Below are 25809 nucleotides of genomic sequence, written 5' to 3'. Positions count from 1 at the left end.
CCGATTGGCGCCATTTTCGTCTCGGGATGGATCAAGCTGCGCGCTGCGCAGCGGACCGCCATACCTTCTCCTCGACGGTAAACTGGGCGAGCCGACCGGATAGCACGTTGCTTTCGCCGGCGAGCGCCTGGCTTGCGGCCGAGGTCTGCTCGACCATGGCGGCGTTCTGCTGGGTCATCTGGTCCATCTGGTTGACGGCGGTGTTGATCTCCCGCAGCCCGACCGACTGTTCGCGGGCGGCCGTCGCAATGGCGACGATGCGGTCGTTGATCTCGTTGACCCGCCGCTCGATGTCGCCGAGCGCCGAGCCGGTCGCCTCGACCAGACGCACGCCGGCCGAAACCTCGACACCCGACGCGGTAATGAGCCCCTTGATCTCCTTGGCCGCCGTTGCCGAACGCTGCGCCAGTTCCCGCACCTCCTGCGCGACAACGGCAAAGCCCTTGCCGGCATCACCGGCGCGTGCCGCCTCGACGCCGGCGTTCAGCGCCAGGAGGTTCGTCTGGAAGGCGATGTCGTCGATGACGCCGATGATCTCGCCGATCTTCGAAGACGAGTTTTCGATGCGGCCCATGGCGGTGATCGCGTCGCGAACGACCTCGCTCGAGGTGGCCGCACCCTTGCGGGCCTCGGCGACCATGCGGGTCGCCTCCTCGGCCCGGTTGGTGGAGTTCTGAACTGCTGAGGTGATCTCGTCGAGGGCGGCTGCGGTTTCTTCGAGCGACGCTGCCTGCTGCTCGGTGCGCTGCGACAGGTCGTTGGCTGCCTTGCTGATCTCATTGGCATTGCCGGTGACAACTGAGGTGGAATCGGCGATCGCGCTCACCGTCGAGCGAAGGGCCGCAACGGCAGTGTTGAAGTCCTGGCGCAGCTTTTCGTAGTCGGCGCCGAGATCGGGGACATGGGTCGTCAGGTCGCCGCTCGCGAGCCTTTCCAGTGCGCCGCCGATGGTGCTGACGACATGGGCTTGCACGCGGGCGGTCGCCTGCTGCATTTCCTCGTTGGCGCTGCGCTCGCCGTCGAGCGCCACCTGCTGTTCGCGCTGGCGAACTTCAAGCGCGTTGCGCTCGATCACCGAGGCGCGCAGCACGACGAGGGCATCGGCCATGTGGCCGATCTCGTCGCGGCGGTCGGTATCCGGAACTTCCGAACGGGTGTCGTTGTTCGATACTTCGAGCATCACGTCTTTCAGCCGGTTGATCGGCCGGCTGATCGAGCGGCCGATCGCCATGGCGGCAGCAAGCGTCGCGATCGCGGCGATCGCCGTGGTGATGATCGTCATCAGCAGAGACGCATTGTACTTGGCGGCGAGATCGTCGGCATAGACACCGGTGCCGACGCCCCAACCCCAGGGCTTGAAGCCCTGAATGTAGGAGTACTTCTCGACCGGCTCCTCATGGCCGGGCTTGTCCCAATAGTAGTTGACGATACCGCTGCCCGGGTTCTGCGCCAACGCGATGAGCTCGACGTTAAAGGCTTTGCCGTTGGTATCCTTGAGGCCGCGCACGTCGGTGCCGACGAGCTTCTTGGCGAGCGGGTGGGCGATCATCATGCCGTCGAAGCCGTTGATGAAGAAGTAGCCGTCCTGGCCGAAGCGCATGGCCATAACGGCGGAAATAGCGCGGCTCTGGGCTTCCTCATGCGAGAGCGTGCCATTGCGCTCCTGCTCCTCGAAGCTTGCGATCGTCGAGATCGCCGCTTCGGTGACGTTGCGCAGCATCTGCCGGCGCTCGTCGCTGACTTCCGAGTTGGCGACTTGAGTCTTGTAGGCCATGGCGGCTGCCATGAAGACCAGCGCCATCGCCGTCAATAAGTAGATACGTGTCGAAATTCTAATATTTTTCACTGCCTTAGCCCCAAGGAAAATCCTGGCGGCGACAGAAACACCCATCTGCTAATCAAGCCTTAAGTCGCCTCCCGAGTTCTAGCGATTGCATCGCCCGAAACTTGCCCGGCAGGCGCGAGATTTCTCTAGCGCGGGCGACCTTTTTCGGCGATCGCGATCCCGCCGAGCACCAAGAGCAGGGCGACGAGGTGGAAGAGGTGGAAGGTCTCGCCGATCAGCATCACCGACAGCAGCGTGCCGAAAACGGGAATGGCGTTGATGAACAGGCCGGCGCGGTTGGCGCCGATCATCTCGACACCGCGCACATAAAGCACCTGCGACATCAGCGACGGGAAGATCGCGGCATAGAGAACGATGACCCAGCCCGTGGTATCTGGGACTATCGCCGTGCCTGTGCCGATCTCCCAGAACAACAGCGGGATGGCGCTCAACAGCGCGCCGAAGGCGGGGGCGGCGATGAAGCTCTGCCAGTGCATGGTCGGCTTGTAGCGCAGCGCCACGGTGTAGCCGGCATAAACGATGCAGGCCGCGATCATCAGCGCATCGCCGAAGTTGAATTCGAGCGACAGCAGGCTGGTGACGTCGCCATGGGCCGCCGTCACCAGCACGCCGACGAGGGTGACGGTAAAGCCGATCACTTGGGCGATCGACGCCTTGGTGCGGAAGAGCGCGAAGTTGAAGAGAAAGATCAGCATCGGGATGCCGGCCTGCAGAATGACGGCATTGATGGCGCTCGTATATTTGAGCGCCGAGTAGAGCAGGGCATTGAAGGTGGTGAAGCCGATCGCGCCATAGGCAAGAAGTTGCAGCCAGTGCTTGCGGATCTTGTCCCAGTCGCGGCGGATCTGCGGCGTCATCAGCACCAGGATGACGATGAGCGCGAAGACCCAGCGCAGGGTCGTCAGCATCATTGGGCTCACATGGCCAACGGCCATCTTTCCGGCGACGGAGTTGCCGCCCCAGAAGAGAGCGGTGATGCACAGATAGAAGTAGGCCCTGGAATTCACGATGGTCAGACCTGCATGGGGATGGCGACCGGCTGTCGCGATGGCGGGAGAGCGGAAGATATAGGCTCTATATCCCGGCCTTGTCATGCAAAAAGGGCGGAACGCCCGACATAACGGGGTCGCTTTCCAGATGACAACACAGTATAGATGCGCGGGTTTGAGAACAGCGCAGCCTCGGTTGCGCGCCTGAACAGGAAGAGAATTATGACGAATGTCGTAGTGGTCGGCTCCCAATGGGGTGACGAAGGCAAAGGCAAGATTGTGGATTGGCTCTCCGAGCGCGCGGATATCGTCGTGCGCTTTCAGGGCGGTCACAATGCCGGCCATACCCTGGTGATCGACGGCGTCAGCTACAAGCTGTCGCTCCTGCCCTCCGGCGTCGTGCGTCCCGGCAAGCTTGCCGTCATCGGCAACGGCGTCGTGATCGATCCGCACGCGCTGATCGCCGAAATCGACAAGCTCGGCAAGCAGGGCATTGCGATCACGCCGGACAATCTGCGCATCGCCGACAATGCCACCCTGATCCTGTCGCTGCACCGCGAGCTCGACGGCATCCGCGAGGACGCCGCCTCCAACAGCGGTACGAAGATCGGCACCACGCGCCGCGGCATCGGTCCGGCTTACGAAGACAAGGTCGGCCGTCGCGCCATTCGCGTCATGGATCTTGCCGACCTTGACACGCTGCCGGCCAAGGTCGATCGCCTGCTGACGCACCACAACGCGCTGCGCCGCGGCCTCGGCGAAGCCGAGATCAGCCATGACGCGATCATGCAGGAGCTTTCGTCGGTCGCCGCCAAGGTGCTGCCGTTCATGGACACCGTCTGGGTGCTGCTCGACAAGGCTCGCCGCAAGGGCGCCCGCATCCTGTTCGAAGGCGCGCAGGGCACGCTGCTCGACATCGACCACGGCACCTATCCGTTCGTCACCTCGTCGAACACGGTCGCCGGCCAGGCTGCCGCCGGCTCGGGCATGGGCCCGGGTTCGCTCGGCTATATCCTCGGCATCACCAAGGCCTATACGACGCGTGTCGGCGAAGGTCCGTTCCCGACCGAGCTTACTGATGAAATCGGCCAGTTCCTCGGCGAGAAGGGGCATGAGTTCGGCACGGTCACGGGTCGCAAGCGTCGCTGCGGCTGGTTCGATGCGGCTCTGGTGCGTCAGTCGGTCGCCGCCAACGGCATCACCGGCATCGCGCTTACCAAGCTCGACGTTCTCGATGGTCTCGACGAACTGAAGATCTGCATCGGCTATACTCTGGATGGGCAGCAGATCGACCATCTGCCGGCAAGCCAGGCGCAGCAAGCTTCGGCAAAGCCAGTGTATGTTACGCTTGAAGGATGGAAAGAATCGACGGTTGGCGCGCGCAGCTGGGCAGATCTTCCGGCGCAAGCGATCAAGTATGTCCGCCAGGTGGAAGAACTGATCGGTGCACCGGTTGCTCTTCTTTCGACCAGCCCGGAGCGGGACGACACAATACTTGTGACGGACCCCTTTGAGGACTAGTGTCGGCGAACTGACATTGCGTCGTGATCGCAAAGACATACCTGGGCGTATGAGAAAGTACTAATGGCGGACTTTGTTGCAGTTATTCGCAGGACCGTTGACGGCCTGTCGGAAAACACACCTGAAATGCGGGACAGGGTATACGAGAAGGCGCGCGCGGCCGTGCGCCGCCAACTCGAAAACATGAACCCGCGTCCGTCGGACGACATGATCAATCGCCAGCTGGCGAAGCTCGAAAATGCGATCGCCGAGGTCGACAGCGAACATGCCGAGGCCCTGCCGGCGCTCGACGAGCCGGAGGTAGCCGAGGCGGAGACCGTCGAACCGGTTGCCTCGGACGCTGCAGTAGACGAGCCCGTTCCGGAACCGGAACCGGAACCGGAACCTGAAGCTCAGTCTGCGCCGGTTGCCGAAAGCGAACCGGTGGCCGTTGCCGAACAGGTCGAACAGCCGGCCGCGGAACCGGAAAGCGCCGCCGAGCCCTACCACCATGTCGAGGCTTATGAGGAACCGACGCATGTCGTCGAGCCTCATGCTGAACTGGCCGAGGAAACTCCGGTCGAGCCGGTAGAATACGAACCGGTCGTTGAGCCTGCCGAAGCCGTTGCGGCGCCGCTGGACGAAAGTCCCGTCGTGGCTCAGCCGCACGAAGACGCGCCAGCCTACGAAGCGCCCGAGTATTCGGAGCCGGTGGCAGAAACGCAGGACACATCGGAGCCTTCCCCGTCGGTCGAGGCGCAGCACCATGCCGCGCATGAGCCGGCCTGGGAGGAAGCGCCGGCGGCAAACGCCGAGCAGAAGCCGGCACTCTCGGAGTGGGACCTGCCCGAGTGGGAGACCGTTGGTCCGACTTCGACCGTCGCTCCGGTTGCCGAACACCTCAGCGACGAGCGTGCCGCCGAGGCCCACGAACCGGATAACGCGCCCGAGCTCCTGGGGATGCACCCGGTTGCCGAGCCGGACCAACATGCGCCTGAGGCGACGCCGAAGGCGGACCCGGTGCGCGGCTGGTCGTTCGACGACAATGACCCCTTCGCGGCGATCGAAGAGCGGCGGGCCGAGAAGACTTCCGAACCGGAGATCAGCGACTGGTCATGGCCGGTCGAAAAGCCTGTTCAGGCTACTGCCGCACCGGCGGCACAGAACCAGCAGGAACGCGCTGGTACCGCTTGGGATCATATCGACGACCTGCTCGGTTTCGAGGACGCGGCCAATACTGCTGCGGCGGGAGCCGGAGCTGCGGCCGCAGCGCGCGAGCCGGAACGGGCTGGCGAAGCAACCCCGGCGGCGCCGAGGCCGACATCTTACCGGGCCACGCCGAAGCCGTCGCGCTTCAGCATTAAGCGTCTCGCGATTGCGGGCGTCGCCCTGCTGGCGCTTGGCGGCGGCGGGTTTGCCTACTGGCAGAACCGAGAGGCCGGCAATGCCTGGATCTCCGGCATGGTGGCGTCGATAACCTCGGTGGTGTCAAACATCGGCGGAGCGCCGGCAGAACAAAGCACGCCGCCGCAGCCCGCTGGCGAAACCGCCACGCAGGAACCGGCTGCGCACGACGATACCGTCGCTCCGGACAACAGCTCGACCAAGTTCACGCAGCGCCTGATGGCGGACGGATCGGAAACCGACGACGGTCCGGCCAACCCAACCGGCGAGAGCGCGGCGCAGGAAGGCAAGTCCGTGGCGCCGCAGACGGAGGCAGGCAAGCCTGTCGAAGCGGCCGCCGGGCAGGGCGGCACGGCCGGCCAGGCCGGAGCGCCTGCGACAGGACAGCCGGCGGGCCAGCCGAACCAGCCTGAAGTCGCGCTTGCGACCGGCGAGAAGATGTTCCTCTACGAGGAGCGTCTTGGCCAGTCTTCGCCCACGGCCGTTCCGGGAACCGTGGCATGGACGGTGAAGGAGGAGTCGCCTGGCGGCGATGCCAAGCCCGAACCGGCAATCCAGGCCCAGATCACCGTTCCCGACCGTGGCCTCACCGCGCTGATGACGATCAAGCGGAATGCGGATCCGTCGCTGCCGGCAAGTCACGTCATCGAATTCGTGTTCTCGCTGCCGTCGAACTTCGAAGGCGGCGCTATCGACAGCGTCCAGCGCGTATCGATGAAGCGGACCGAGCAGGACCGGGGAGACGCCTTGATCGCGGTTCCGGCCAAGATCACCGACGATTTCCACATGATCGCGCTGAACGATGCGACGGACGCCATCGGCAACAACACCGAACTGCTGCGTAGCCGCAGCTGGATCGATATTCCGCTCACCTATCGCAACGGGCGCCGCGCGCTGCTGACGCTTGAGAAGGGGCAGAGCGGTACGGATGCCTTCAACCAGGCGATGCGCGCCTGGTCGACGACGGGAACGGCTGCCGAAAGCAACAGCCAGTAAGCTCGATAAGAGCGATAGATACAGAAAACCCGGCGGAAGCAACCGCCGGGTTTTTTTATTGGATTTCGCGTTCTTGAAGCAGAACCTTCGCTGAAGTGCTGCAGTCGCCTCAGGCGCCTTCGACGACGCGCAGGGAATTGGCGCGCTCCAGCGCTGCCTTGCGCACGGCATCCTGAACCTTTTCGAAGGCGCGAACCTCGATCTGTCGGACGCGCTCGCGGCTGATGTCGAACTCGGCCGAAAGATCCTCAAGCGTCAGCGGATCTTCGGTCAGACGGCGTGCTTCGAAGATGCGACGCTCACGGTCGTTGAGCACCTTCATCGCGTTCGCCAGCAGCGCCCTGCGGCTTTCGAGTTCGTCCTGCTCGATCAGGATTTCTTCCTGGTTGTCGTGATCGTCGACGAGCCAGTCCTGCCATTGGCCGGAATCGCCTTCGCTCGCCTTGATCGGCGCATTGAGCGAGGCGTCGCCGGACAGGCGGCGGTTCATCGACACGACTTCGTCCTCGCTCACCTTGAGCGTGGTGGCGATTTCCTTGACCTGCTCCGGCTTCAGGTCACCCTCATCGAGTGCCTGGATCTTGCCCTTGAGGCGGCGCAGGTTGAAGAACAGCCGCTTCTGGTTGGCGGTCGTGCCCATCTTGACCAGCGACCACGAGCGCAGGATGTACTCCTGGATCGCCGCCTTGATCCACCACATTGCGTAGGTGGCGAGACGGAAGCCGCGATCGGGTTCGAACTTCTTCACGGCCTGCATCAGGCCGACGTTGCCCTCCGACACGACTTCGCCGATCGGCAGGCCGTAGCCGCGATAACCCATCGCGATCTTGGCGACGAGGCGAAGGTGGCTGGTGACGAGCTTGTGTGCCGCTTTGCGGTCGTCATGTTCCTGGTACCGCTTGGCGAGCATGTACTCTTCCTGCGGCTCCAGCATCGGGAACTTGCGAATTTCGTCGAGGTAACGATTGAGGCCGCCTTCTCCAGCGGCAATGGACGGCAAATTGTTTCGGGCCATATGAAGCACCCCCCTTTTTAGTCTCCGGCCTCCGGTCGGCAAGCCGGGCATGTGGGTCTTCGTCAAGACCCCACGAACGTAGAAAATAAGTACGGCGAAAGCATGATTCAAGGAGTCCGGTTCACAAGCATGTGACGCCGGAGCGACGGAAATGTCACGAATAGAGGCTCGCCTTAGATCGGAATTCTTTCGCCGGATTTCAAGGGGCGGTCACTCCCCGCTGCGCAGCGCGTCGATCAGCGCTGCCATGTCGGCCGGCATCGGTGCTTCGAAATGCATGGTCTCGCCGGTCGAGGGGTGTTCGAACTGCAGCATGAAGGCATGCAGCGCCTGGCGGTGAAACTGATTGACCACGGTCTTGGCGGCCTCCGGCAGAAGGTTCGCCTTGGTTCTGAAGGCGGCGCCGTATTCGGGATCGCCGATCAGCGGGTGGCCGATATGAGCCATATGCACGCGGATCTGGTGGGTCCGGCCCGTTTCCAGGTGGCATTCGATGGTCGAGGCGAGCGAGGTGCCGTCGGGCTTTTCGAGATAGCGCTCGACCACCTCGTAATGGGTAATCGCCTCGCGGGCGTCGTCGCTGTCCTCGCGTTTGACCGCGCGCTTCGTCCGGTCGCCGGCGCGGCCGAGCGGCGCGTCGATCGTACCCTTCAGTTGCCGTGGCCGCCCCCAGACGACCGCCCGGTAGGCGCGCTCGAGCGGGCCGGTGCGACCGTGGTCGGCAAACTGGTCCGAGAGATGGCGATGGGCCGCATCGTTCTTGGCGACGACCATGACGCCGCTCGTCTCCTTGTCGAGGCGATGGACGATGCCGGGGCGCTTGACGCCGCCGATGCCCGACAGGCTGCTGCCGCAATGGTGGATCAGGGCGTTGACCAGCGTGCCGGTCCAGTTGCCGGCGCCCGGATGCACGACAAGGCCGGCCGGCTTGCACAGCACGATCAGGTCGCTGTCCTCATAGAGCACGTCGAGGGGGATGTTCTCGCCCTTCGGCTCGGGATCTTCCGGCTCGGGCAGGTCGATCTCGAAAACGTCGCCCGGTTGTACCTTCTTCTTCGGTTCGCTCACCGGCTTGCCGTTGACCGACACCGCACCCTGTTCGATCAGGGCCTTGATGCGGTTGCGGGAGAATTCACCCGAAAGTGCGTCCGTCAGGAAGGAATCGAGCCGCCCTGCGGCATCCTCGCCCGCCGTCAGGACTTTCCTATTGGCCGTTGCTTGTTTAAAGGGGTCGTTCATTCCGCTAAAAATCCGAAAAAAGGCCAGCCATGACCGCAATCGAGCCCGACGACCAGGAAGACAAGCCGCTAGATCCGGCGATGGAAAATGTCCGCCGCAAGATGGTGAAGCTGCAGCTCGTCTCGGCCGGCGTCATGTTGGTCATGCTTATGGCTGTCCTTGGAACGATTGTCTACAAGCTGACACGCACGGATGAGAAAGCGCCGGCCCAGACGTCCGCTGCCGTCGTCCCGAGCGAGGCACCGCTCAACGCCGTTGCCGCGCTGCCCGCAGGCTTCACCGTGACGAATGTCGCGCTTTCGGGCTCGCAGGTGCTGTTCTACGGCAACCTGCCCGGCGCCGAGCCGCGCGCCATCGTCTTCGACATCGGCACCGGCCGCATCGTTGCGGATATTACCGTTCGGACGAACTGACGGCATGCCAGGCGCCCTCCCGCCCGTCTTGCGCATCGACGATCCCGCCGATCCCCGGATCGCCGGTTTCGTCTCGATCAAGGAGCGCGATCTGACGGGGCGGCAGGGTCGCTTCATCGCCGAAGGCACCGTGGTGCTGCGCATGCTGGCTGCCGCGCACGAGACCGGCCGTGGCTTTGCGGCGGAGGCCCTCCTGCTTCTGGAAAACCGTCTGGAGGGCGTTGGCGACATTCTTCGGCGTTTCCCGCCTGACGTGCCGGTCTATGTGGCGAATGCGCAGGTGTTCGACGCGATCGCCGGCTTCAACATGCATCGCGGCGTGCTGGCACTCGGGCGCCGCGAAGGCGAGCCGGATCGCGACGCGCTGATCGCGTCGCTACCCGCGTCGAGCCTGGTGCTGGCGGCCTGCGGCATCTCCAACCACGACAATATGGGTGCGCTTTTCCGAAACGCCGCGGCCTTCGGGGTCGATGCGGTGCTGATGGACGAGACGAGCTGCGATCCGATGTACCGCAAGGCGATCCGCGTTTCCGTCGGTTCCGTGCTGACGGTGCCTTTTGCCCGCGAAGGGTCCGTTGCCGTCATGCTGCAGCAGCTGCAGGATGCGGGCTTTGCAATCTGGGGCCTGTCGCCGGCGGGAACGATCGACATCGGGGCGATCCCGGCGGCACAGCGCACGGCGCTTCTGATGGGGACCGAGGGCGAGGGGCTGCCGCAATCGGTGATGACGGCGATCCAGACGGCGCGCATCCGCCAGCGTCCTGGGCTCGACAGCCTCAATGTGTCGACCGCGGCGGGCATCGCATTGCACCAGGTGGCATTGATCAACGGCCGGATCTGACGGTTCGCACTGGTGTAAGGGCAGATGATTCCGACCGCTGCGCGCACTACTCGCGCGGCAGGATGTCCTTGACGCGCTTTGCCAGGCTTTTCCTGTTACCGGTGCCTTCTTCCTCGCCCGAGAGCAGGCCGAGGATGGGGGAGGCGGCGCCTTCGTTCGTCGCCGTCAGTGCGACCATGCCCGCGGCGATTGCTGCGACTTCATCACGAAGCGCCTCGTCATGGGCTGCGGACTTGGAGTTGGTTAGGCGCTCCGAAAGGGCGGTGGCGCGATTGCGCAGGTCGTCGGCGGCGACGATGGAGCCGGGCTCCCCTCCTACGGATTGGGCCGGTTCCGCGGCGCCGTTGGCGGCCGGTTCGGATGCCGGCTTGCGGTCGCGGCGCAGGGGAAAGGCGACGCCCGCGGCGCGGAGAGCCTTGGCGGCGTCACGCATTTCCTGGTTGGTGTCCTTGACCTTGGCTTTCAATCTCTCGATTTCCCCGGCGCGCCTTTCGAGCGCGCTCTCGCGATCGGCGCTGGTCGCCATTTCGCGCGCAAGCTTGTCTTCCAGCCGGTGAAGGCGGGTCCCGTCGCGCGACAGGCGGAGCTCCATTTCCTTTGCATGGGTGGTCTCGGTCTTCAAGTCGCTGCGCAGGGCTTCGCGCTCGTCGCGCAGCGTGGCAATCCGGCTCTTCAGATGCTCGACCTCGGTCTCGCGCGCAGCCAGATCGATCCGCAGATTGTCGGTCTGGGCCGCATCCTGGGCGAGCTGGGCGTCGCGCTTTCTGATCTCGTCAGCCTTGCCGGCGTTGTCCCGCTCGACGCTGTCGAGGGTCGCCTTCATGCGTTCCAGCCGCTGTTCGAACTGGCGGATGGCCGAGCGCATGTCTGCCGCCTCAACGTTCATGTCGGCCAGCTGGGCGTGCAGATCGGCGTTTTCGCCACTGAGGCGACGGGCTTCCTGCAGGCTCTTCTCGTTGGTCAGCATCAGCGACACGCCCTTGTCCCGTTCGCGCTTCAGGGCCTGAAGCGTGCGGGCATTCTCGGCGGCAAAGGCGGCGCGGGCAGCATCCTTTTGCGCGCGCACCTCCTGAGGGCTGAGCGGCATCGTCGCTTTCAGCCGGTCCTCGGCGAAACGCACGATCCGGCGGTGGATCGCCGGTGCGACCAGGAGACCGATGATGATCGCCGTCAGAAAGCCCAGGGCAAAGAGAAGCGAGAATTGGATCACGAGCTGGCCGTTTCGAAACTGGACCGGAAACCGAACCGCCTGCCCGGCCACAAAGGGCACGGCAGGCGCTCCATCTTCCGCTTCCTTGCACTAAACATGACGTTTCGTGCGCTGCAAGTCTATGGTGCCGGATTTTGCGACAGGCAGGTCCGGCAACGGTCTTAGAAAGGATTCCAGGTGGGGGTCTGGGTCATCTTGAGGTAGCCGACATTGACGCCGAGGCGCGCGCCGATGCCAGTGCGGATCGGCACCACGACGATGTTCTCGTCGGTCAGCACCGTCATGCCGACGCCGGCAACCACATAGGCCGAGCCGGAGACGCCGCCGAAGCGCTTGTAGAGCGCCGGCACGCTCGGCAGATTGTAGACGAGCATCATGGCGCGGCTGCCCTGGCCACCCCAGTCGATGCCGAGCGACGGACCCTGCCAGAAGACGCTGTGCTGTCCGGCATTCTTGGTGTTGAGCTCGCCTTCGCCATAGGTGAGGCCGGCGATGAACGCGCCTGAGCCTTCCTGCCCGAGAATGTAGCCGTTCGGCAGGCCGTAGCGTTCAAAGGCACGTTCGACGACCTTGGCAAGGCCGCCCGAGGTTTCGCCGAAGAAGCCGTGACCGGCATCGACGATTTCCTGCATTGTGTATTGGCTGTTGTTGTTCGCCGACTGGGCGTGCGCAGCGGACAGGGCGCCGGCGACCAGAAACATCGTGGCCAGGACAACACGGCGAGCCGATGTGGCTGCCTTCATGATCTGATGCATCATATCCTCCGTCAGGCGCGAAAATTGCTCGCTTGCGGGTTTGCAGTGGCCGACAGTCAGATCACTGCTCGGCCAGTTGGGGTCTGGACCAATGCCATGCAATTTGAACTGATGGTCTTAACAATCGGTTTACCAAATGTGGTGTCATTATGTTCCACTGATGAACGGCTGCGCCGGGCAGCTCATGACTTGCGTCTTCACGCGTGAGGCTTTACCGGCGTGACCACGGCGCGTGCTCCAGGCGACGGCCGATGGCACCAAACAAGGAACTAAGATGGCAACGAATCCGAACCTGACATTGACGGGACCCGATCTGGCCGCGCTTCTGTGCAGCCGGGTTTGCCACGACATCATTTCCCCGGTCGGCGCCATCAACAACGGCCTGGAACTGCTCGACGAGGGCGGCGCCGATGCCGATGCGATGGACCTCATCCGCACGAGCGCGCTCAACGCCTCTGTCCGGCTGAAGTTTGCGCGCCTTGCCTTCGGTGCCTCGGGTTCGGTCGGCGCGTCGATCGACACTGGCGAAGCGGAAAAGGCCGCCAAGGATTTTGCCGCTGCCGAGAAGAAGACCGAGGTCAATTGGCACGGCCCGCGGGCGATCATCGCCAAGAACCGGGTCAAGCTGCTTCTGAACCTCTTCCTGATTGCCTACGGCGCCATTCCGCGCGGCGGCTCGATCGACGTGACGCTCGAGAATCCGGAATTCGACGCCGCGTTCACGCTCGTTGCGAAGGGCCGGATGATGCGGGTACCGCCGAGGCTGGTGGAACTCCTGTCCGGCACGCCGGAAGAGGCGGTCGATGCCCATTCGATCCAGCCCTATTACACCGTGCTTCTCGGCGAGGAGGCGCGCATGGACATCGCCGTTACCTCGACCGGCGAGGAAATCATCTTTACGGCCAAAATGCAGCCTGAGGTTTAATTAGGCTGCGCCAGGTATTCCGATTTCGTGACTTCTCGACAGCCGCCGGGTGCCATCGCATCCGGCGGAAACGTATCTGCCATATGCGTTTCGATCTCGCTCGCATTCTGGAAAATTTAATGTTTTCAGCGTGTTGATCCTGCATGAAAAAGCTTCGTTAAGCAAACTCCGTAACGAAATCTTTCCCAAATTTGTATAGAGTTGTTTCAGGAATGCCGATACGCGTATAGGTAAGTGGCGAAGGGAGTTGGACATGCGACGTTTGATGATTGCCGACGGCTCGGATGTCGTGCGGAAAGTTGGAAAACGTATCCTCTCCGGCATGGGCTTCATGGTTTACGAGGCGTCGAACAGCCTCGAGGCGCTTGTGCGCTGCGAAGCGGAACTCCCGAACATCCTGATCATCGACGCGGGTCTCGAAGGCGCGCTCGAGCTCATCGGCAATATTCGCCGGTTGCCGAACGGCCCTTCGGTGCGGATCTATTACTGCGTCGTCGAGGCAGACCTGAAGAAGATGATGGCCGGCAAGCGCGCTGGCGCGGACGACTTCCTGCTGAAGCCTTTCGACCGCAAGATCCTGACCAGCGTTTTCGCGAGCCAGTCGATGGCGGCCTGAGCCGCCTTATCCTGATCTGTTTGCAGCAAAATCAAGCCGTGGCATTTGCCGCGGCTTTTTGTTGTGTGCGGAGCGGGCGAGCGGATCAGATTTTCGAGCGTCGGGGAAGGGGAGGGTGCAGGCGCGCGCAACCCTGGCATCCGCCGGGCATTGCAGGATCGGCAAGCGTGGTTGTTTGCGCGCAAAACAAAACCCGCCTCATAAGGCGGGTTTTGCGAAACTCTTGAATGTCGGGCCCGCATCATGCGGGGATCGGTGCAAGCCCTGGCGGGGAATCAGGCAGTTTCGGCGTATTCGGCACCATCCGGCTCGCGCAGCACATAGCCGCGGCCCCAGACGGTTTCGATGTAGTTGGCGCCGCCGGCGGCGTTTGCAAGCTTCTTGCGCAGCTTGCAGATGAAGACGTCGATGATCTTCAGTTCCGGCTCGTCCATGCCGCCGTAGAGGTGGTTCAGGAACATTTCCTTGGTGAGCGTCGTGCCCTTGCGCAGCGAGAGCAGCTCGAGCATCTGGTATTCCTTGCCGGTCAGGTGGACGCGCTGTCCGCCGACTTCAACCGTCTTGGCATCCAGGTTGACGATGAGCTCGCCGGTGGAGATGACCGACTGGGCGTGGCCCTTGGAGCGGCGGACGATCGCATGAATGCGAGCGACCAGTTCGTCCTTGTGGAACGGCTTGGTCATGTAGTCGTCTGCGCCGAAGCCCAGGCCGCGAACCTTGTCTTCGATGCCGGCCATACCCGAAAGAATCAGGATGGGTGTCTTCACCTTGGAAAGACGCAGCGTTCTCAAGACTTCGTAGCCGGACATGTCCGGCAGATTGAGGTCGAGAAGGATGATGTCATAGTCATAAAGTTTGCCGAGATCGACGCCTTCTTCACCGAGATCGGTGGTGTAGACGTTGAAACTCTCGGACTTGAGCATCAGCTCAATGCTCTGAGCCGTTGCACTGTCGTCTTCAATTAATAGAACCCGCATATTCTTCCCCTTTTCCGCCGCCCAAGGTTGTCGTGGCACCCTTACGCGATACGGATCCAGTCGTTGCCTGATTTGGAGGCTGCCACCAAATGGTTAACAAATTCTGATTCCCTCTGGCAAGGTGTATCGAGTTTGTTAAATATTTTTAGCAGTCTCCTGATTTCAAACGTGAATCCAGAACGGCTAATCTCATGTGAAACATGAGGAAATGCCGTTATCTGACTCTTCTGACTCGTTAATGCCGGGGCGGTCACATTTCGTGCCTCAGCATTTACGGAGCCTTAAATCATCACGCCTATGATTAACGATGCCCGTAAACGAAAGGTTACCAGCGGTAGGCTTTTGTTAATATCGCTGAAGATTTTTCGTTTCCGGCCCTGTTCGGGCCGGCTCGCGGGCAAATCAGTAACCGGGGTCTCGTTATCCACGGGAGTATTGCGTATGAAAGCACGTGAGAGCCTTGTCCGCCTGAAGGAATTTCAGGTCCGGGAGAAGCAGCGTCAGCTGAACCAGCTTCAGATGATGATGGCTGAGTTCGAACGGATGACCAAGGATCTGGAAAATCAGATTATTTTCGAGGAGAAGAAGTCGGGTATCTCCGATCCCCAGCACTTCGCCTATCCCACCTTCGCCAAGGCCGCACGTCAAAGAGCCGACAATCTTCAGGTTTCCATTCGCGAACTGAAGACGCAGCAGGATGCTGCCGAACTCGCGCTCGAAGAAGTGCAGGCCGAATACGCGAAGGCGGCGGCCCTCGAAGAGCGGGACACGTCGACCCGCCTGCGGGCATAGCTGCGGCTCCTGCGCCATAATCCGGCGCAGCGGGCCGTAACGCCTTGTTCCAAAGGGTGATTTGAACCCCGAGCCGGATCCGGCAAGGGGGATTTGTCCGTTGGACGGGCCGATTGCCCGTTTCGGAGCAGATGGTTCCATCCTTGACGGATCATGCGGCTGGCATGATCCGATCCGGCACGATCGTGACAAGACAAAAAGACCCGCCCGATGCCTCGGCATCCGGGCGGGTCTTCTCATTTTGGGACCTGCAGGGCCGCGCCTCTTTCAAGACGCGGGTCGCGATTTCGATTTAAGATTTGTGCCGTGGCTGCCGGCGCGGTTGTCTCAACCCTGGATGACATCCTGCCATTCGGGATGTCGCATCGCCTGGGCCTTCATGAAAGGGCAGAGCGGAATGATCTTCCAGCCGCCCCTGCGGGCTTCCTCGATCGCATGCTTGGCCAGCGCCTGGCCGACACCCTTGCCGCGCAGAGCATCCGGAACGAGCGTATGATCGACGATGATCAGTTGAGGCGAGGTGCGCGAATAGGTCATTTCACCGGTATGGCCTTCGACTGATGTCGAGTAGCGGCCGTGCGATCCGGTTTCCTCGTGCATAATTTCCATGGCAGCCTTCCTTGATGAACGGGTTTGTCTGCGTGGAAGCTAGCGCAGTTTTCCGCAAATCGGAATCGCCTGCCCCGCCATCGCCGGAGGACAGATCGTTCGTTAAACGCAACCAATGCCGGTGCGCGCGGGACCTGGAAAAACGACGGCGGCGGCCCCGGGAAACCCGGAGCCGCCGCGCGACCTATGGCCCTGTGATGGGCGAACTAGTGGCGATACTGCTGGATGCGAGTGGTGCGCAGGCCGGCGAGACCGTGATCGTTGATCGAGGACTGCCAGGACAGGAACTCCTCGACGGTAAGGGTATAGCGTTCGCACGCCTCTTCCAGGCTCAACAGGCCACCGCGCACGGCGGCAACAACCTCAGCCTTCCTGCGGATCACCCAGCGCCGGGTATTAGCCGGCGGAAGATCCGCAATCGTCAGAGGGCTGCCATCGGGGCCGATGACATATTTCACGCGTGGTCGCATCATTTCGGTCATGGGACTCTCTACACAAACTCAAGACCATATGACCGTGACCTTAGCCTGCCACATTTAACATTTGCCTAAGCGTCAAGTAACAATTTGCTCATAATTTGAGACACTTCCGGCGGGCTTTTATCCGCGTGTGGCGCCCCTTAGATCTTGGGGCAATATTTCCCCGACTTGTGGAAACGCTTGAGAACAATCCGGATTCTCCCGGAATTGACATGGGAGCCATGCAAATACCACATTTCACTTTAACTAAAATTTTTGGTAACGAAGCCCCGAAATAAGGATGAGCGTCGTATGTACGCTCCCGCATTCATTCTTGGTGCATCGTCATAGTTTTCACAACCGGGCGCGTTTCTTTCGCGGGCAGGCCGGGAGCGGCAGTTTTATTTCGCCTGTCGGGTGAATTTCATGCTCCTGAAGATGTGGGGCGTTGTTTGTATTTCTCTCGACCGGCGCGGTGGCGCCGGGGATGTGGTGATCGCAGATGAAGGAATCGCATGAACCGGCCTTGCTGCGCGAGGCTGAAACGGTGGAGATGTTTTCGGACATCGATACGGCCACCGTCCGCACCGAGTACGAACTTCTGCATCTCATGCGGCGGTTGATCGCGCGCTATGGCTTCGGCCATTTCATGATCGCGCGCATGCCGCTGGCCGAACAGCAGCGCTTTTCCGAGCGGCTAGTGCTCAGCAACTGGCCGTCCGAACTGGTGCGCCAGTACGACGCCTGCGAGACTTTCCAGTCGAGCGGGCTGGTCGAAAAGTTGCGGTTCACCAAGCTGCCGGTGACCGGCGGGGCCGAGCTGCTTGATGTTGCGGCCAAGCCCGCGGACGAGGCCATGGTGCACCGCCTGCTGGCCCATCCGGAGATGGCGCGCCATTTCGCGGTGCTGCTGCACACGAGTGGCGGCGATCCCTTCATCGCCATGCTTTCGGGCCGCCGCGAGGCACCTGCCGGCGTCGAGCGGGCGACGCTGTATCTCACGCTGGTCCAGCTTTTCGAATGCCTGGAGCGCACCTTCGACACCGGCAATACGGCACGTGAAAAACTCTCGAGCCGCGAGTTGGAATGTCTGCGCTGGGCGGCTGCCGGCAAGAGCAGCGACGAGATCGGCATCATCCTGGGGATCTCGACCTACACGGTCAGCAGCTACTTCAAGAGCGCGACCCGCAAGCTCGATGCCGTCAACCGCATGCAGGCGATTGCCCGCGCCATGCGATTGAAGCTGATCTGACGCCTTTAAGGCCGGGCAGCGGCAGCGGCCGGCCTTGCCGCCGGACGGACAAGTTTCTATATGTCGCGGAACTGAAAGTACTGCGGCGCGCTCTATGCATCCGATTGATGCCGGCCGCCGCGGAGCCGAAGATGCCGTGTGCCGAGAGTTCCTCGGCAAAGCATCGCATGAAGCGTGAAACAGGGCAGGCGCAAGGTTGCCGCCCGAAGGCCGGATTGGATCCCGTGAACAGTCTCGATTTTGACCGCAAGCCCGAAGATACGCGTGTCGTCGTTGCCATGTCCGGTGGCGTCGATAGTTCCGTCGTTGCCGGCCTGCTCAAACGCGAGGGCTACGACGTTCTCGGCATCACGCTGCAGCTCTACGATCACGGCGCCGCCGTGCACCGTGCCGGCTCCTGCTGTGCCGGCCAGGACATCGACGATGCACGCCGCGTTTGCGAAACCCTCGGCATTCCCCACTACGTGCTCGACTACGAAGCGCGCTTCCGCGAAACGGTGATCAATCCCTTCGCCGAAAGCTATATCGCCGGCGAAACGCCGATCCCTTGCGTTGCCTGCAACCAGACGGTCAAGTTTGCCGACCTGCTTTTAACCGCCAAGGAGCTTGGCGCCGATGCGCTGGCGACCGGCCACTACATCCGCTCGCGCCCGAGCCCGAAACCGCGCTATGCCGGCCAGCGGGCGCTCTACCGGCCGACGGATGCCGATCGCGACCAGAGCTACTTCCTCTTTGCAACGACGCAGGAGCAGATCGACTATCTGCGCTTCCCCTTGGGGCATCTCTCCAAGGCCGAGACCCGCAAGCTCGCCGAGGAGATGGGCCTCGTCGTCGCCCAGAAGGCCGACAGCCAGGACATCTGTTTCGTGCCCCAGGGCAAGTACAGCGACATCGTGTCGAAGCTGAAGCCGAATGCAGCGCTTTCCGGCGAGATCGTGCATCTCGACGGCCGCGTGCTCGGCACGCATGAGGGCATCCTGCACTACACGATCGGCCAGCGCCGCGGCATCGGCGTTGCGACCGGCGAGCCGCTCTACGTCGTCTATCTCGACGCCCGCTCGCGCCGCGTCATCGTCGGCCCCAAGGAGGCGCTGGAAACGCGCCGCGTCTACCTGCGCGACGTCAACTGGCTGGGTGATGAGGACGTCGAAGTGGCCGCTGCGCGGGGCTTTGAATGTTTCGCCAAGGTGCGCTCCACCCGCCAGCCGGCGCCTGCCGTGCTCGCGATGGACGAAGAGGGCATCTATGTGGAGCTTGCGGAAGGCGAAGCCGGTATTGCACCCGGCCAAGCCTGCGCACTCTATTCCGGCGTCGGCGAGGATGCGCGCGTTTATGGCGGCGGATTTATTCGCAAATCGGAACGCGAAGCCGGCGCAGAAGCCGCGCTGAAGGCGCTGCTTTCGGCGCAGGCAGCCGCCTGAAGCCCTTGATTTCCGGGCTGTTGTGAAAACTTCACATTTTCCCGGAGACTTGGGTTGACAGTGGGCGGAAGCGGGCCGTATAAGCCGCCCGTCCGGTCAAGACGGCTTCCACTTCGAAGCCCTGACGCGGTACCCGGCGGAGTAGCTCAGTAGGTTAGAGCAGAGGAATCATAATCCTTGTGTCGGGGGTTCGAATCCCTCCTCCGCTACCATTTGTTCCCGAGTGAATCGATAATAGTTTGCTTGTACGGCATGCGTTACCACCTCGGGGCGAATGAGGTGGTCGATTCATTACGCGCGCTGGATGAGTTGCTGAAAAGGCGCCAAGCGGGCACTCTGTTTGAATGCTCTTAGCCATCCGCAGTGTGCAAATGTACACGTGCTGCGGTGTTCGGCAGGAAATCGATGACGGGTACCCTCAGCCTAAAATCAATCGGTCTTTCCGTACCGTCTTCATATTGTGCGTTTACAATGATCTCAGCGATCGTTGCAGTGCTAAGACCCCCAATGAGTTCGATGAAGTCTTCAACTTCTTCCTGGAAGAGCAGTTGGAAGTCGAAGATATCTGGACGACCTTGTCTGTCTATCCAGCCTTCTACGCCAGGCACTGTGTTGAGCCATCCTGCCGCATTGATCCCGCAGTCGTTGACGACTCCGCCGGGCGTGAATTGGTCCTCAGACCAGCGAAACTTGATCGGCATGGGAATTGCGACATCCGCGCACCGGATCCTGATCCGGTGAATGGCGAGGGTACGCCTGTTCCAATTGATGAAGCGCAGAACCGCACGTGTGTGGTCGAAAGCGTAGACGTGGACCTGAAAGACGGGATCGCCATCTCCGAGCGCGAATGCAGTTTGTCGCCTTTGTTCCGCCAATTGGTGATAAACGAAGTATGCGCCGACTGCGGCTGCGAGAAATCCCACCCAGCCGGCCGTCGCTGCCAGCCAATCCTGTACGGTGCATCTCGACGCTTCGCAGAGCTCCCAGTTCGTCACATCTGGAAAGAAGCGAATAAGCAGTGCAAAGGCGGCCAAGGTCAGCGCGCTTAGAACCGGAATGTAGAAGCCTCTGTCGTTCATAGGCATATCCCCCATCCTACGCATGGTAAGCGGGGACGGTTCCATTCCGCAATCTGGAGATGACTGCTCGTGGCTGGCCGGTTACGGCATCAATCTCTAACGATTCTAAGATTGCAATGATTGATGAGTGAGATCTGGCACGAAAGCGCTCGTCTGAGGCACGCACAATCGCCGTCAATGGTGCGGCGGCTTCAAGGGCAATGTCAGCGCCGGTCCGCTCTTGACCCCGAACTGTCTGCGGAACTGCCTTGATGCGCTGCCGTCAAAGAGCGATTGCGGCAGCGGGGCGCCGATGGCCCATTTGTATTTGGCGTCCTGATCGTTGCTCAGCGCCTGATGCGCCACGGCGCTCAGGGGCAGGACGTATTCCGGCTTGCGCAGGCCTCTTTCGGAATTGCCGAGCCAGGTCAGTACCACCAGGATTTCGCCGCCGAGTTCCAACGCATCGAGTGCGAGCGGTTTTCCGCCGACGGAGGCGCGGACGGCCTGCTCGTGGAACTTGAACGCGCTGAGTTTCAGTTCGTTTTGCGGATCCGTCATTTCGGGCCTTCCTGGATATGCTGCTAACGCTGTCTTGAGCGGCGATTCGTTCAGTCAGCGTTCCCTATCATAATCCCTTTGGCCATACATGGAGCCGATGATCGATGCAAAAGGCCCCGCCATCATCGATGGCAGCGCCTGCAGATGCGACTTGAGAGGGTGTGCGTAGAAACCAGTCAGGCATGCTGCCCGGCTGGCGCCGCGGGGTAGGTCGCTTCAGCGATGAATCGACGAAGTGATCGTCGTGTAGTCCGGCAGGTCGATGTTGGCGATTTCGGCTGCGCGATATTGGGACAGGGCGAAGTGCATGATGGCGATCACGGTGATCGAGAAGACCAGTACGGTGACGTTGACGCCGAAAGCGGTTTTGATCATGTCCTTGTCCTCCAGTCCCTGCGTTCGTTGATGTGTGGCTAAGAACCGTGACATGGAGACTATCGTGTGGCGTCAATCGTGCTGTTCCCCGGGGAACATGGAATATGGTTGCTGAATTCTTAACCGGCGTGGCCTGAAAACCGCAGGTGCGGAGATCGCTTGCGATCGTCGGGGCTGCGGATAAGGTGCGCGGTCCGGGACCGGATCAGGACCGGACATCTTCACAGGCTGACGCCCTCGCAAAGTCGCGTTGGCCACAGCCGGACGCGCGGCACGCCTCGCGCTGCCGCATTTTCAGAAGCGATTGCATCATGACCATCTCCATCCGCCCCTCCCGTCCATCCGATTTTCCGCGCACCTTCGAGATCTGGCGCAGCGCCGTTGTCGCCACCCATGATTTCCTGACGCCGGAGGATTTTGCTGCGATCGAGGTCCTGGTGCGCGACCAGTATCTGCCGGCCGCCGAGTTCTGGATCGCCGCGGATGAAAATGACCTGGCGCTCGGTTTAATGGGCATGAGCGGGGCGCAGATCGACTCGCTCTTCGTCCAGGCCGAGGCGCGCGGCGCTGGCGTCGGTCGGCGGCTTGTCGAGCATGCGATGAGCCTGCATCCGGTGCTGACGGTTGACGTCAACGAGCAGAATGTGTCCGGCGCCGGTTTCTATCGGCGAATGGGTTTTGAGGTGGTCGGGCGTTCGCCTGTCGACGATGCAGGCCGGCCCTATCCCCTGCTGCATCTGAGGCGCGGCTGAACGACGCGAGACGGCGCCCGATCAGGCGGCCGGCTTGTCGATGGTGATCAGGAAGAGGACGGCAGAGGCCGCCGGTTCGATGGTTAAGGAGGCTGCGCCCGTCAGCACGGCCGTGTCGCCCGCTGCCAGGTCGGCCGTGGCGTCACTTGCGGTCAACCGCACGGCGCCGCCGTGGCATAGCACGAGGGTCGTGCCCCCCAGGTTTTCTGCCCTGCGCGGATGATCGAGTGCCAGTCGCTGAACCGAGTGCGTGAGCCTGCCGCGCCGTGTCATGACGTTGAGGTCGACGATCGGACCGTCGACGAGGGTCGCTGATGTCGCGACGTCGGCCGGGAAGGGGAGCGGCGCCGTCTCGCCGGTCATCAAAGCGGGCCCGCGACCCTCGATCATCAGCCGCATACCCTTGCCCTGAAGGATCGACAGCGTGCGGTCGATACCGGGGAAGCTGGAGAAGGGGCCATCGGTGGCGACGGTCGCCATGCTGACGCGCCAGTCGAAATCGGCAAGCGACGCCTTCTCGGGGAAAATGGCGATCTCCACCGTCTCACCGCCGCCGTTCTTCCAGGGCATGCGCTTGTAGTCTTTGGCGCGAAGCACCTTCATGGCGTGCCTCCTTCGATCAGTGTGCGCATGCGGGCGAAGTCGCCGTTGAGCGGCCGGTCGTCGGCATAGGTGGGGATTTCCGAGCGAATGCGCCGGTAAAGCGCGTCGGTGCGTGCGGCGCGGCCACGCGGCTGCAGGTCATAGGCCTGCGACGCCGCAAGCAGTTCGATCGAAAGGATCGTTTCGAGGTTGTCGGCGATGGCAAGTGCCTTCCAGGCGGCCGGCGTCGCATGCGTCAGGATGTCCTCCTGCAGCGCCGAGGTGATGCCGCCATCGAGGCTGGCGGGGGCCGCGAGGCGCCGGTTTTCAGCGGAAAGGGAAGTGGCGGTGTACTGGGCGATCATCAAGCCGGAGGCAACACCGCTATCGCCGGCGAGGAAGGCCGGCAGGCGGCTCACCAGCGGATTGACGAGCCGGTCGATGCGGCGCTCGGAGATGGCAGCGACTTCGGCAACGGCGACGGCCAGGCTGTCCATGGCAAGGCCGAGAGCAGCGCCCACCGCATGGGCCTGCGAATGCACCTCCGGCGCTTCGGGCGTGCCCGACACGGCCGGGTTGTCGGTGAGGCTTGCAAGCTCGCGGTCAACGACTTCGGCGACGTGGGCCAGTGCATCGCGGGCAGCGCCATGCACATGCGGCACGGCACGAAGGCTTAAAGGATCCTGCGTGCGGGTGCCGGCGGTCTCGGCGAGCATCGGGCTGCCGGCGAGAAAATCGCGCAGGGATGCTCCGACCTCATCCAGCCCCTTGGAGCGGCGAAGCGCCAATGGACCGGTGGCAAAGGCATTCGCCTGGCTGCCGAGGTTTTCATAGGTCATCGCGGCGGCGGCATCCGCCCAGTCGAAGAGGTGCGTAGCGCGCGACAGTGCCAATGCCGCAAGGCCGGTGGCGCAGGGCGTGCCGTTGACAAGGCTCAGGCCCTCCTTGGCTTCGAGCCTGAGCGGCTTGAGGCCGATCCGCGCGAGCGCCTCGACGCCGCTGATCTTGCCCTTGCCGTCATCGACGGTGCCGTGGCCGATCAGCGCGAGGCCGATCGCGGCCGCATGGGTGAGATAGCCGACCGAGCCGCGCGAGGGGATGTCGGGGACGAGGTTGGCGTTGAGCAGTGCCAGCAGCGCCTCGACTGTCTCGATGCGCACGCCGGAATAGCCGTGGGCGAAGTTGGCGATCTGGGCGGCCATCACCGCCCGGGCTTCGGGCCGGGCGAGCGGTTCGCCAACGCCGCAGGAATGGCTGAGGATGATGTTGCGCGACAGCGCCTGCTGGTTCTCGCGGTCGATGACGACGTCGCAGAGCGCGCCGACACCGGTGTTGATGCCGTAGCCGCGGATGCCGCGCTCGACCAGAGCGTCGACGACCCGGCGAGCGTGGACGATGCGCTGGCGTGCTGCATCGGAAAGCGCGAGCGGTGCGCCATTGGCGACCGCTGCGATTTGCTTCCAGGTCAGCGGCGCATCGAGGACTACTTTCTCACTCATGGGCTTCCGGCCGTCCCTGTCGGCGTTGCACGAAGCGGGCAACATAATCGTTGGCCGGCCGTTCCAGAATATCGTCCGGCGTGCCGACCTGCACCACCTGGCCGTCCTTGAGGATGGCGATTTCCGAACCGATGCGCAGCGCCTCGTCGAGATCATGGGTGATGAAGACGATGGTCTTTGAAAGGTTCTGCTGCAACTGCAGCAACTGGTCCTGCATGTCGGCGCGGATCAAGGGGTCGAGTGCCGAGAAGGCCTCGTCCATCAGGATCACATCGGTATCGGCGGCCAGCGCCCTAGCCAAGCCGACGCGCTGCTTCATGCCGCCGGAAAGCTGATGCGGGTACTTGGCGTCGTAGCCGGCAAGGCCGACGGTCTCGATCCATTTCATGCCGATGTCGCGGGCCTCGGCCTTGGGCAGGCCGCGCACGCGCTGGCCGTAGACGACGTTCTGCAGCACGGTGCGATGCGGCATCAGCGCAAAACTCTGGAACACCATGCTGACGCGGTGCATGCGGAAGGTGCGCAGCGCTTTGGCGTCGAGGTCCAGGATGTTGCTGCCGTCGAACGCCACTTCGCCGCTGGTCGGCTCGATCAGCCGGTTGATGTGGCGCACCAGCGTCGACTTGCCGGAGCCAGAAAGCCCCATGATTACGAAAATCTTGCCGGCGCCGATCGTCAGGCTGACATTGTTGAGGCCGACGCTGCAGCCGGAGCGGGCGAGGATTTCGGACTTGTTGAGCCCTTCCTTGGCCATGGCGAGCGCGGCTTTCGCGTCCTGCCCGAAGATCTTGTAGACGTTGCGGATCTCGATATCAGCCATTGCGGGGATCCTCCGTCCGGCTCTTGCCGAAGCCTTGCGTGATGCGGTCGAGAACGATCGCGAGAATGACGATGCCGATACCGGCTTCCAGCCCCTTGCCGACGTCGAGCGTCTGGATGCCGTTCAGCACCTGCTCGCCGAGGCCGCGGGCGCCGATCATCGAGGCGACGACCACCATCGACAGCGCCATCATGATCGTCTGGTTGAGGCCGGCCATGATTGTCGGCGCGGCGAGTGGCAGCTCGACACCGAAGAGGATCTGGTTGGGGCTGCCGCCGAAAGCGGTCGCTGCTTCCACCACTTCATGGTCGACCTGGCGGATGCCAAGATCGGTAAGGCGAATGAGTGGCGGCACGGCATAGATGATGGTGGCGAGGATCGCCGGGACCTTGCCGAGGCCGAAGAGCATCAAAGCCGGGATCAGGTAGACGAAGCTCGGCATCGTCTGCATGACGTCGAGCACCGGCAGGGTGATGCTGCGCACGGTCCGGCTCTTGGCGACGAAGATGCCCATCGGCACGCCGATGACGACGGAGACGATCGTTGCCATCAGCATCAGGGCGAGCGTCTGCATCGTCAGGTCCCAGAGGCCGAGCACGCCGACGAAGAACAGCAGCACGCCGACGGCGACCGTCAGGGTCCAGCGCTTCGAGCTTTGCCAGGCGAGCGCCATGAAGATCAGGATGACGACCCACCAGGGCAGGCCGCGCAGGATCCATTCGATGAATAGAACGGCTTTCAGAATGACGGCGCTGATCGCCTTGAAGACCCAGCCATAACCGCTGACCAGCGCCTGGATGAAATCGTTCACCGGCCCGCGAATGGAGAGATTGAGAGAATCCGGAAACATCGGATGCGTTCCTTGCTCGGGCTGCCAGCGGACACAGATCGGCCGCCGGCGGCA

The 25809-nt window shown here is 62.5% G+C and carries 26 protein-coding genes and 1 tRNA gene; 11 read left to right on the top strand and 16 right to left on the bottom strand.

Features of this window, described 5'->3' with window-relative positions:
- Nucleotides 1-31: 31 nt before the first annotated feature.
- Both ASE71_RS09780 and ASE71_RS09775 read right to left on the bottom strand, forming a co-directional pair.
- Entirely contained in the window at nt 32-1846 is a 1815-nt protein-coding gene (locus tag ASE71_RS09780) for a methyl-accepting chemotaxis protein (RefSeq protein ID WP_060518563.1), read from the bottom strand.
- A 125-nt stretch (nt 1847-1971) separates the two neighbouring features.
- A complete protein-coding gene (locus ASE71_RS09775; RefSeq protein ID WP_060518658.1) occupies nt 1972-2853 on the bottom strand; it encodes a DMT family transporter in 882 nt (293 codons plus the stop codon).
- A gap of 204 nt (nt 2854-3057) precedes the next feature.
- On the opposite strand from ASE71_RS09775, the gene ASE71_RS09770 reads away from it, so the two are divergent.
- Together ASE71_RS09770 and ASE71_RS09765 are read left to right on the top strand one after the other, a co-directional pair.
- Nucleotides 3058-4356 (top strand): adenylosuccinate synthase, encoded by a 1299-nt coding sequence (locus ASE71_RS09770; RefSeq protein WP_034806437.1) that lies wholly within the window; start codon nt 3058-3060, stop codon nt 4354-4356.
- 63 nt (nt 4357-4419) lie between these two features.
- Nucleotides 4420-6735 carry a hypothetical protein gene (locus ASE71_RS09765; protein WP_060518561.1) on the top strand — a complete coding sequence of 772 codons (2316 nt, stop codon included), beginning with the start codon at nt 4420-4422 and terminating at the stop codon, nt 6733-6735.
- 109 nt (nt 6736-6844) lie between these two features.
- Here the strand turns inward: ASE71_RS09765 and rpoH are convergent, their stop codons facing one another.
- Both rpoH and ASE71_RS09755 read right to left on the bottom strand, forming a co-directional pair.
- Nucleotides 6845-7750, bottom strand: coding sequence for an RNA polymerase sigma factor RpoH (gene rpoH, locus ASE71_RS09760; RefSeq protein WP_034806441.1), 906 nt, complete (start codon nt 7748-7750; stop codon nt 6845-6847).
- Nucleotides 7751-7960: 210 nt separating this feature from the next.
- Nucleotides 7961-8989: an RluA family pseudouridine synthase gene (locus tag ASE71_RS09755; protein WP_060518558.1), complete on the bottom strand. Its 1029-nt coding sequence runs from the start codon at nt 8987-8989 to the stop codon at nt 7961-7963.
- 29 nt (nt 8990-9018) lie between these two features.
- Here ASE71_RS09755 and ASE71_RS09750 point away from each other — a divergent pair, with 29 nt between their 5' ends.
- Together ASE71_RS09750 and ASE71_RS09745 are read left to right on the top strand one after the other, a co-directional pair.
- Complete coding sequence (locus tag ASE71_RS09750; RefSeq protein WP_034806447.1) at nt 9019-9402, top strand: hypothetical protein; 384 nt, start codon at nt 9019-9021, stop codon at nt 9400-9402.
- A gap of 4 nt (nt 9403-9406) precedes the next feature.
- Complete coding sequence (locus tag ASE71_RS09745; RefSeq protein WP_034806450.1) at nt 9407-10243, top strand: TrmH family RNA methyltransferase; 837 nt, start codon at nt 9407-9409, stop codon at nt 10241-10243.
- Nucleotides 10244-10289: 46 nt separating this feature from the next.
- Here the strand turns inward: ASE71_RS09745 and ASE71_RS09740 are convergent, their stop codons facing one another.
- Nucleotides 10290-11453, bottom strand: a complete 1164-nt coding sequence (locus tag ASE71_RS09740; RefSeq protein ID WP_060518656.1) for a hypothetical protein — start codon at nt 11451-11453, stop codon at nt 10290-10292.
- Between the two features lie 161 nt (nt 11454-11614).
- Nucleotides 11615-12208, bottom strand: coding sequence for a DUF1134 domain-containing protein (locus tag ASE71_RS09735; protein ID WP_082566315.1), 594 nt, complete (start codon nt 12206-12208; stop codon nt 11615-11617).
- 274 nt (nt 12209-12482) lie between these two features.
- Between ASE71_RS09735 and chpT the strand changes: the two genes are divergently transcribed.
- On the top strand, nt 12483-13133 hold the full coding sequence (gene chpT, locus ASE71_RS09730) for a histidine phosphotransferase ChpT (RefSeq protein ID WP_060518553.1): 651 nt from the start codon (nt 12483-12485) through the stop codon (nt 13131-13133).
- A 253-nt stretch (nt 13134-13386) separates the two neighbouring features.
- A complete protein-coding gene (locus ASE71_RS09725; RefSeq protein WP_034806707.1) occupies nt 13387-13749 on the top strand; it encodes a response regulator in 363 nt (120 codons plus the stop codon).
- A 275-nt stretch (nt 13750-14024) separates the two neighbouring features.
- Here the strand turns inward: ASE71_RS09725 and ctrA are convergent, their stop codons facing one another.
- Nucleotides 14025-14726: a response regulator transcription factor CtrA gene (ctrA, locus tag ASE71_RS09720; RefSeq protein ID WP_025424706.1), complete on the bottom strand. Its 702-nt coding sequence runs from the start codon at nt 14724-14726 to the stop codon at nt 14025-14027.
- 441 nt (nt 14727-15167) lie between these two features.
- Between ctrA and ASE71_RS09715 the strand changes: the two genes are divergently transcribed.
- Nucleotides 15168-15518 carry a flagellar export protein FliJ gene (locus tag ASE71_RS09715; protein ID WP_034806460.1) on the top strand — a complete coding sequence of 117 codons (351 nt, stop codon included), beginning with the start codon at nt 15168-15170 and terminating at the stop codon, nt 15516-15518.
- A 327-nt stretch (nt 15519-15845) separates the two neighbouring features.
- Here the strand turns inward: ASE71_RS09715 and ASE71_RS09710 are convergent, their stop codons facing one another.
- Nucleotides 15846-16127, bottom strand: coding sequence for a GNAT family N-acetyltransferase (locus tag ASE71_RS09710; RefSeq protein ID WP_034806461.1), 282 nt, complete (start codon nt 16125-16127; stop codon nt 15846-15848).
- 206 nt (nt 16128-16333) lie between these two features.
- On the bottom strand, nt 16334-16609 hold the full coding sequence (locus tag ASE71_RS09705; RefSeq protein ID WP_003527546.1) for a DUF1153 domain-containing protein: 276 nt from the start codon (nt 16607-16609) through the stop codon (nt 16334-16336).
- Between the two features lie 478 nt (nt 16610-17087).
- Here ASE71_RS09705 and ASE71_RS09700 point away from each other — a divergent pair, with 478 nt between their 5' ends.
- The 3 genes from ASE71_RS09700 (at nt 17088) to ASE71_RS09690 (ending at nt 19470) form a co-directional block, all read left to right on the top strand.
- Nucleotides 17088-17837, top strand: coding sequence for a helix-turn-helix transcriptional regulator (locus tag ASE71_RS09700; RefSeq protein ID WP_034806462.1), 750 nt, complete (start codon nt 17088-17090; stop codon nt 17835-17837).
- Between the two features lie 167 nt (nt 17838-18004).
- A complete protein-coding gene (mnmA, locus tag ASE71_RS09695; RefSeq protein WP_051659745.1) occupies nt 18005-19258 on the top strand; it encodes a tRNA 2-thiouridine(34) synthase MnmA in 1254 nt (417 codons plus the stop codon).
- Nucleotides 19259-19393: 135 nt separating this feature from the next.
- Nucleotides 19394-19470 (top strand) — tRNA-Met (locus ASE71_RS09690).
- A gap of 138 nt (nt 19471-19608) precedes the next feature.
- Here the strand turns inward: ASE71_RS09690 and ASE71_RS09685 are convergent.
- From ASE71_RS09685 to ASE71_RS35705, 3 genes are all read right to left on the bottom strand, one after another.
- On the bottom strand, nt 19609-20337 hold the full coding sequence (locus tag ASE71_RS09685) for a hypothetical protein (protein WP_060634950.1): 729 nt from the start codon (nt 20335-20337) through the stop codon (nt 19609-19611).
- A gap of 174 nt (nt 20338-20511) precedes the next feature.
- Nucleotides 20512-20877 (bottom strand): hypothetical protein, encoded by a 366-nt coding sequence (locus ASE71_RS09680; protein ID WP_034806483.1) that lies wholly within the window; start codon nt 20875-20877, stop codon nt 20512-20514.
- 216 nt (nt 20878-21093) lie between these two features.
- Complete coding sequence (locus tag ASE71_RS35705) at nt 21094-21252, bottom strand: hypothetical protein (protein WP_156133954.1); 159 nt, start codon at nt 21250-21252, stop codon at nt 21094-21096.
- A gap of 311 nt (nt 21253-21563) precedes the next feature.
- On the opposite strand from ASE71_RS35705, the gene ASE71_RS09675 reads away from it, so the two are divergent.
- Nucleotides 21564-22004 carry an acetyltransferase gene (locus ASE71_RS09675; protein WP_034806719.1) on the top strand — a complete coding sequence of 147 codons (441 nt, stop codon included), beginning with the start codon at nt 21564-21566 and terminating at the stop codon, nt 22002-22004.
- A gap of 21 nt (nt 22005-22025) precedes the next feature.
- Here ASE71_RS09675 and ASE71_RS09670 read toward each other — a convergent pair whose 3' ends face one another.
- The 4 genes from ASE71_RS09670 to ASE71_RS09655 are packed head-to-tail and all read right to left on the bottom strand — an operon-like array spanning nt 22026 to nt 25755.
- Nucleotides 22026-22607, bottom strand: coding sequence for a HutD family protein (locus ASE71_RS09670; RefSeq protein ID WP_060518549.1), 582 nt, complete (start codon nt 22605-22607; stop codon nt 22026-22028).
- Nucleotides 22604-24085 (bottom strand): HAL/PAL/TAL family ammonia-lyase, encoded by a 1482-nt coding sequence (locus ASE71_RS09665; protein WP_060518547.1) that lies wholly within the window; start codon nt 24083-24085, stop codon nt 22604-22606. Before ASE71_RS09665 ends, ASE71_RS09670 begins: the two co-directional genes overlap by 4 nt.
- Complete coding sequence (locus tag ASE71_RS09660) at nt 24078-24905, bottom strand: quaternary amine ABC transporter ATP-binding protein (RefSeq protein ID WP_060518545.1); 828 nt, start codon at nt 24903-24905, stop codon at nt 24078-24080. The genes ASE71_RS09665 and ASE71_RS09660 overlap by 8 nt, the downstream gene beginning before the upstream one ends.
- A complete protein-coding gene (locus tag ASE71_RS09655; RefSeq protein ID WP_060518542.1) occupies nt 24898-25755 on the bottom strand; it encodes an ABC transporter permease in 858 nt (285 codons plus the stop codon). Before ASE71_RS09655 ends, ASE71_RS09660 begins: the two co-directional genes overlap by 8 nt.
- Nucleotides 25756-25809 lie beyond the last annotated feature (54 nt).

The sequence above is a fragment of the Ensifer sp. Root954 genome (genome assembly GCF_001429005.1).
Classification (GTDB): Bacteria; Pseudomonadota; Alphaproteobacteria; order Rhizobiales; family Rhizobiaceae; genus Ensifer; species Ensifer adhaerens.
Note: the sequence above shows the minus strand (reverse complement) of the source record. Positions and strands in the feature narration are given on the sequence as shown.

Coding starts and splice junctions, on each gene's coding strand:
- ASE71_RS09770 (WP_034806437.1), top strand. CDS start 3,058: ATGACGAATGTCGTAGTGGTCGGCTCCCAATGGGGTGACGAAGGCAAA.
- ASE71_RS09765 (WP_060518561.1), top strand. CDS start 4,420: ATGGCGGACTTTGTTGCAGTTATTCGCAGGACCGTTGACGGCCTGTCG.
- rpoH (WP_034806441.1), bottom strand. CDS start 7,750: ATGGCCCGAAACAATTTGCCGTCCATTGCCGCTGGAGAAGGCGGCCTC.
- ASE71_RS09755 (WP_060518558.1), bottom strand. CDS start 8,989: ATGAACGACCCCTTTAAACAAGCAACGGCCAATAGGAAAGTCCTGACG.
- ASE71_RS09750 (WP_034806447.1), top strand. CDS start 9,019: ATGACCGCAATCGAGCCCGACGACCAGGAAGACAAGCCGCTAGATCCG.
- ASE71_RS09745 (WP_034806450.1), top strand. CDS start 9,407: ATGCCAGGCGCCCTCCCGCCCGTCTTGCGCATCGACGATCCCGCCGAT.
- ASE71_RS09735 (WP_082566315.1), bottom strand. CDS start 12,208: ATGCATCAGATCATGAAGGCAGCCACATCGGCTCGCCGTGTTGTCCTG.
- chpT (WP_060518553.1), top strand. CDS start 12,483: ATGGCAACGAATCCGAACCTGACATTGACGGGACCCGATCTGGCCGCG.
- ASE71_RS09725 (WP_034806707.1), top strand. CDS start 13,387: ATGCGACGTTTGATGATTGCCGACGGCTCGGATGTCGTGCGGAAAGTT.
- ctrA (WP_025424706.1), bottom strand. CDS start 14,726: ATGCGGGTTCTATTAATTGAAGACGACAGTGCAACGGCTCAGAGCATT.
- ASE71_RS09715 (WP_034806460.1), top strand. CDS start 15,168: ATGAAAGCACGTGAGAGCCTTGTCCGCCTGAAGGAATTTCAGGTCCGG.
- ASE71_RS09710 (WP_034806461.1), bottom strand. CDS start 16,127: ATGGAAATTATGCACGAGGAAACCGGATCGCACGGCCGCTACTCGACA.
- ASE71_RS09705 (WP_003527546.1), bottom strand. CDS start 16,609: ATGACCGAAATGATGCGACCACGCGTGAAATATGTCATCGGCCCCGAT.
- ASE71_RS09700 (WP_034806462.1), top strand. CDS start 17,088: ATGAAGGAATCGCATGAACCGGCCTTGCTGCGCGAGGCTGAAACGGTG.
- mnmA (WP_051659745.1), top strand. CDS start 18,005: ATGAAGCGTGAAACAGGGCAGGCGCAAGGTTGCCGCCCGAAGGCCGGA.
- ASE71_RS09685 (WP_060634950.1), bottom strand. CDS start 20,337: ATGAACGACAGAGGCTTCTACATTCCGGTTCTAAGCGCGCTGACCTTG.
- ASE71_RS09680 (WP_034806483.1), bottom strand. CDS start 20,877: ATGACGGATCCGCAAAACGAACTGAAACTCAGCGCGTTCAAGTTCCAC.
- ASE71_RS35705 (WP_156133954.1), bottom strand. CDS start 21,252: ATGATCAAAACCGCTTTCGGCGTCAACGTCACCGTACTGGTCTTCTCG.
- ASE71_RS09675 (WP_034806719.1), top strand. CDS start 21,564: ATGACCATCTCCATCCGCCCCTCCCGTCCATCCGATTTTCCGCGCACC.
- ASE71_RS09670 (WP_060518549.1), bottom strand. CDS start 22,607: ATGAAGGTGCTTCGCGCCAAAGACTACAAGCGCATGCCCTGGAAGAAC.
- ASE71_RS09665 (WP_060518547.1), bottom strand. CDS start 24,085: ATGAGTGAGAAAGTAGTCCTCGATGCGCCGCTGACCTGGAAGCAAATC.
- ASE71_RS09660 (WP_060518545.1), bottom strand. CDS start 24,905: ATGGCTGATATCGAGATCCGCAACGTCTACAAGATCTTCGGGCAGGAC.
- ASE71_RS09655 (WP_060518542.1), bottom strand. CDS start 25,755: ATGTTTCCGGATTCTCTCAATCTCTCCATTCGCGGGCCGGTGAACGAT.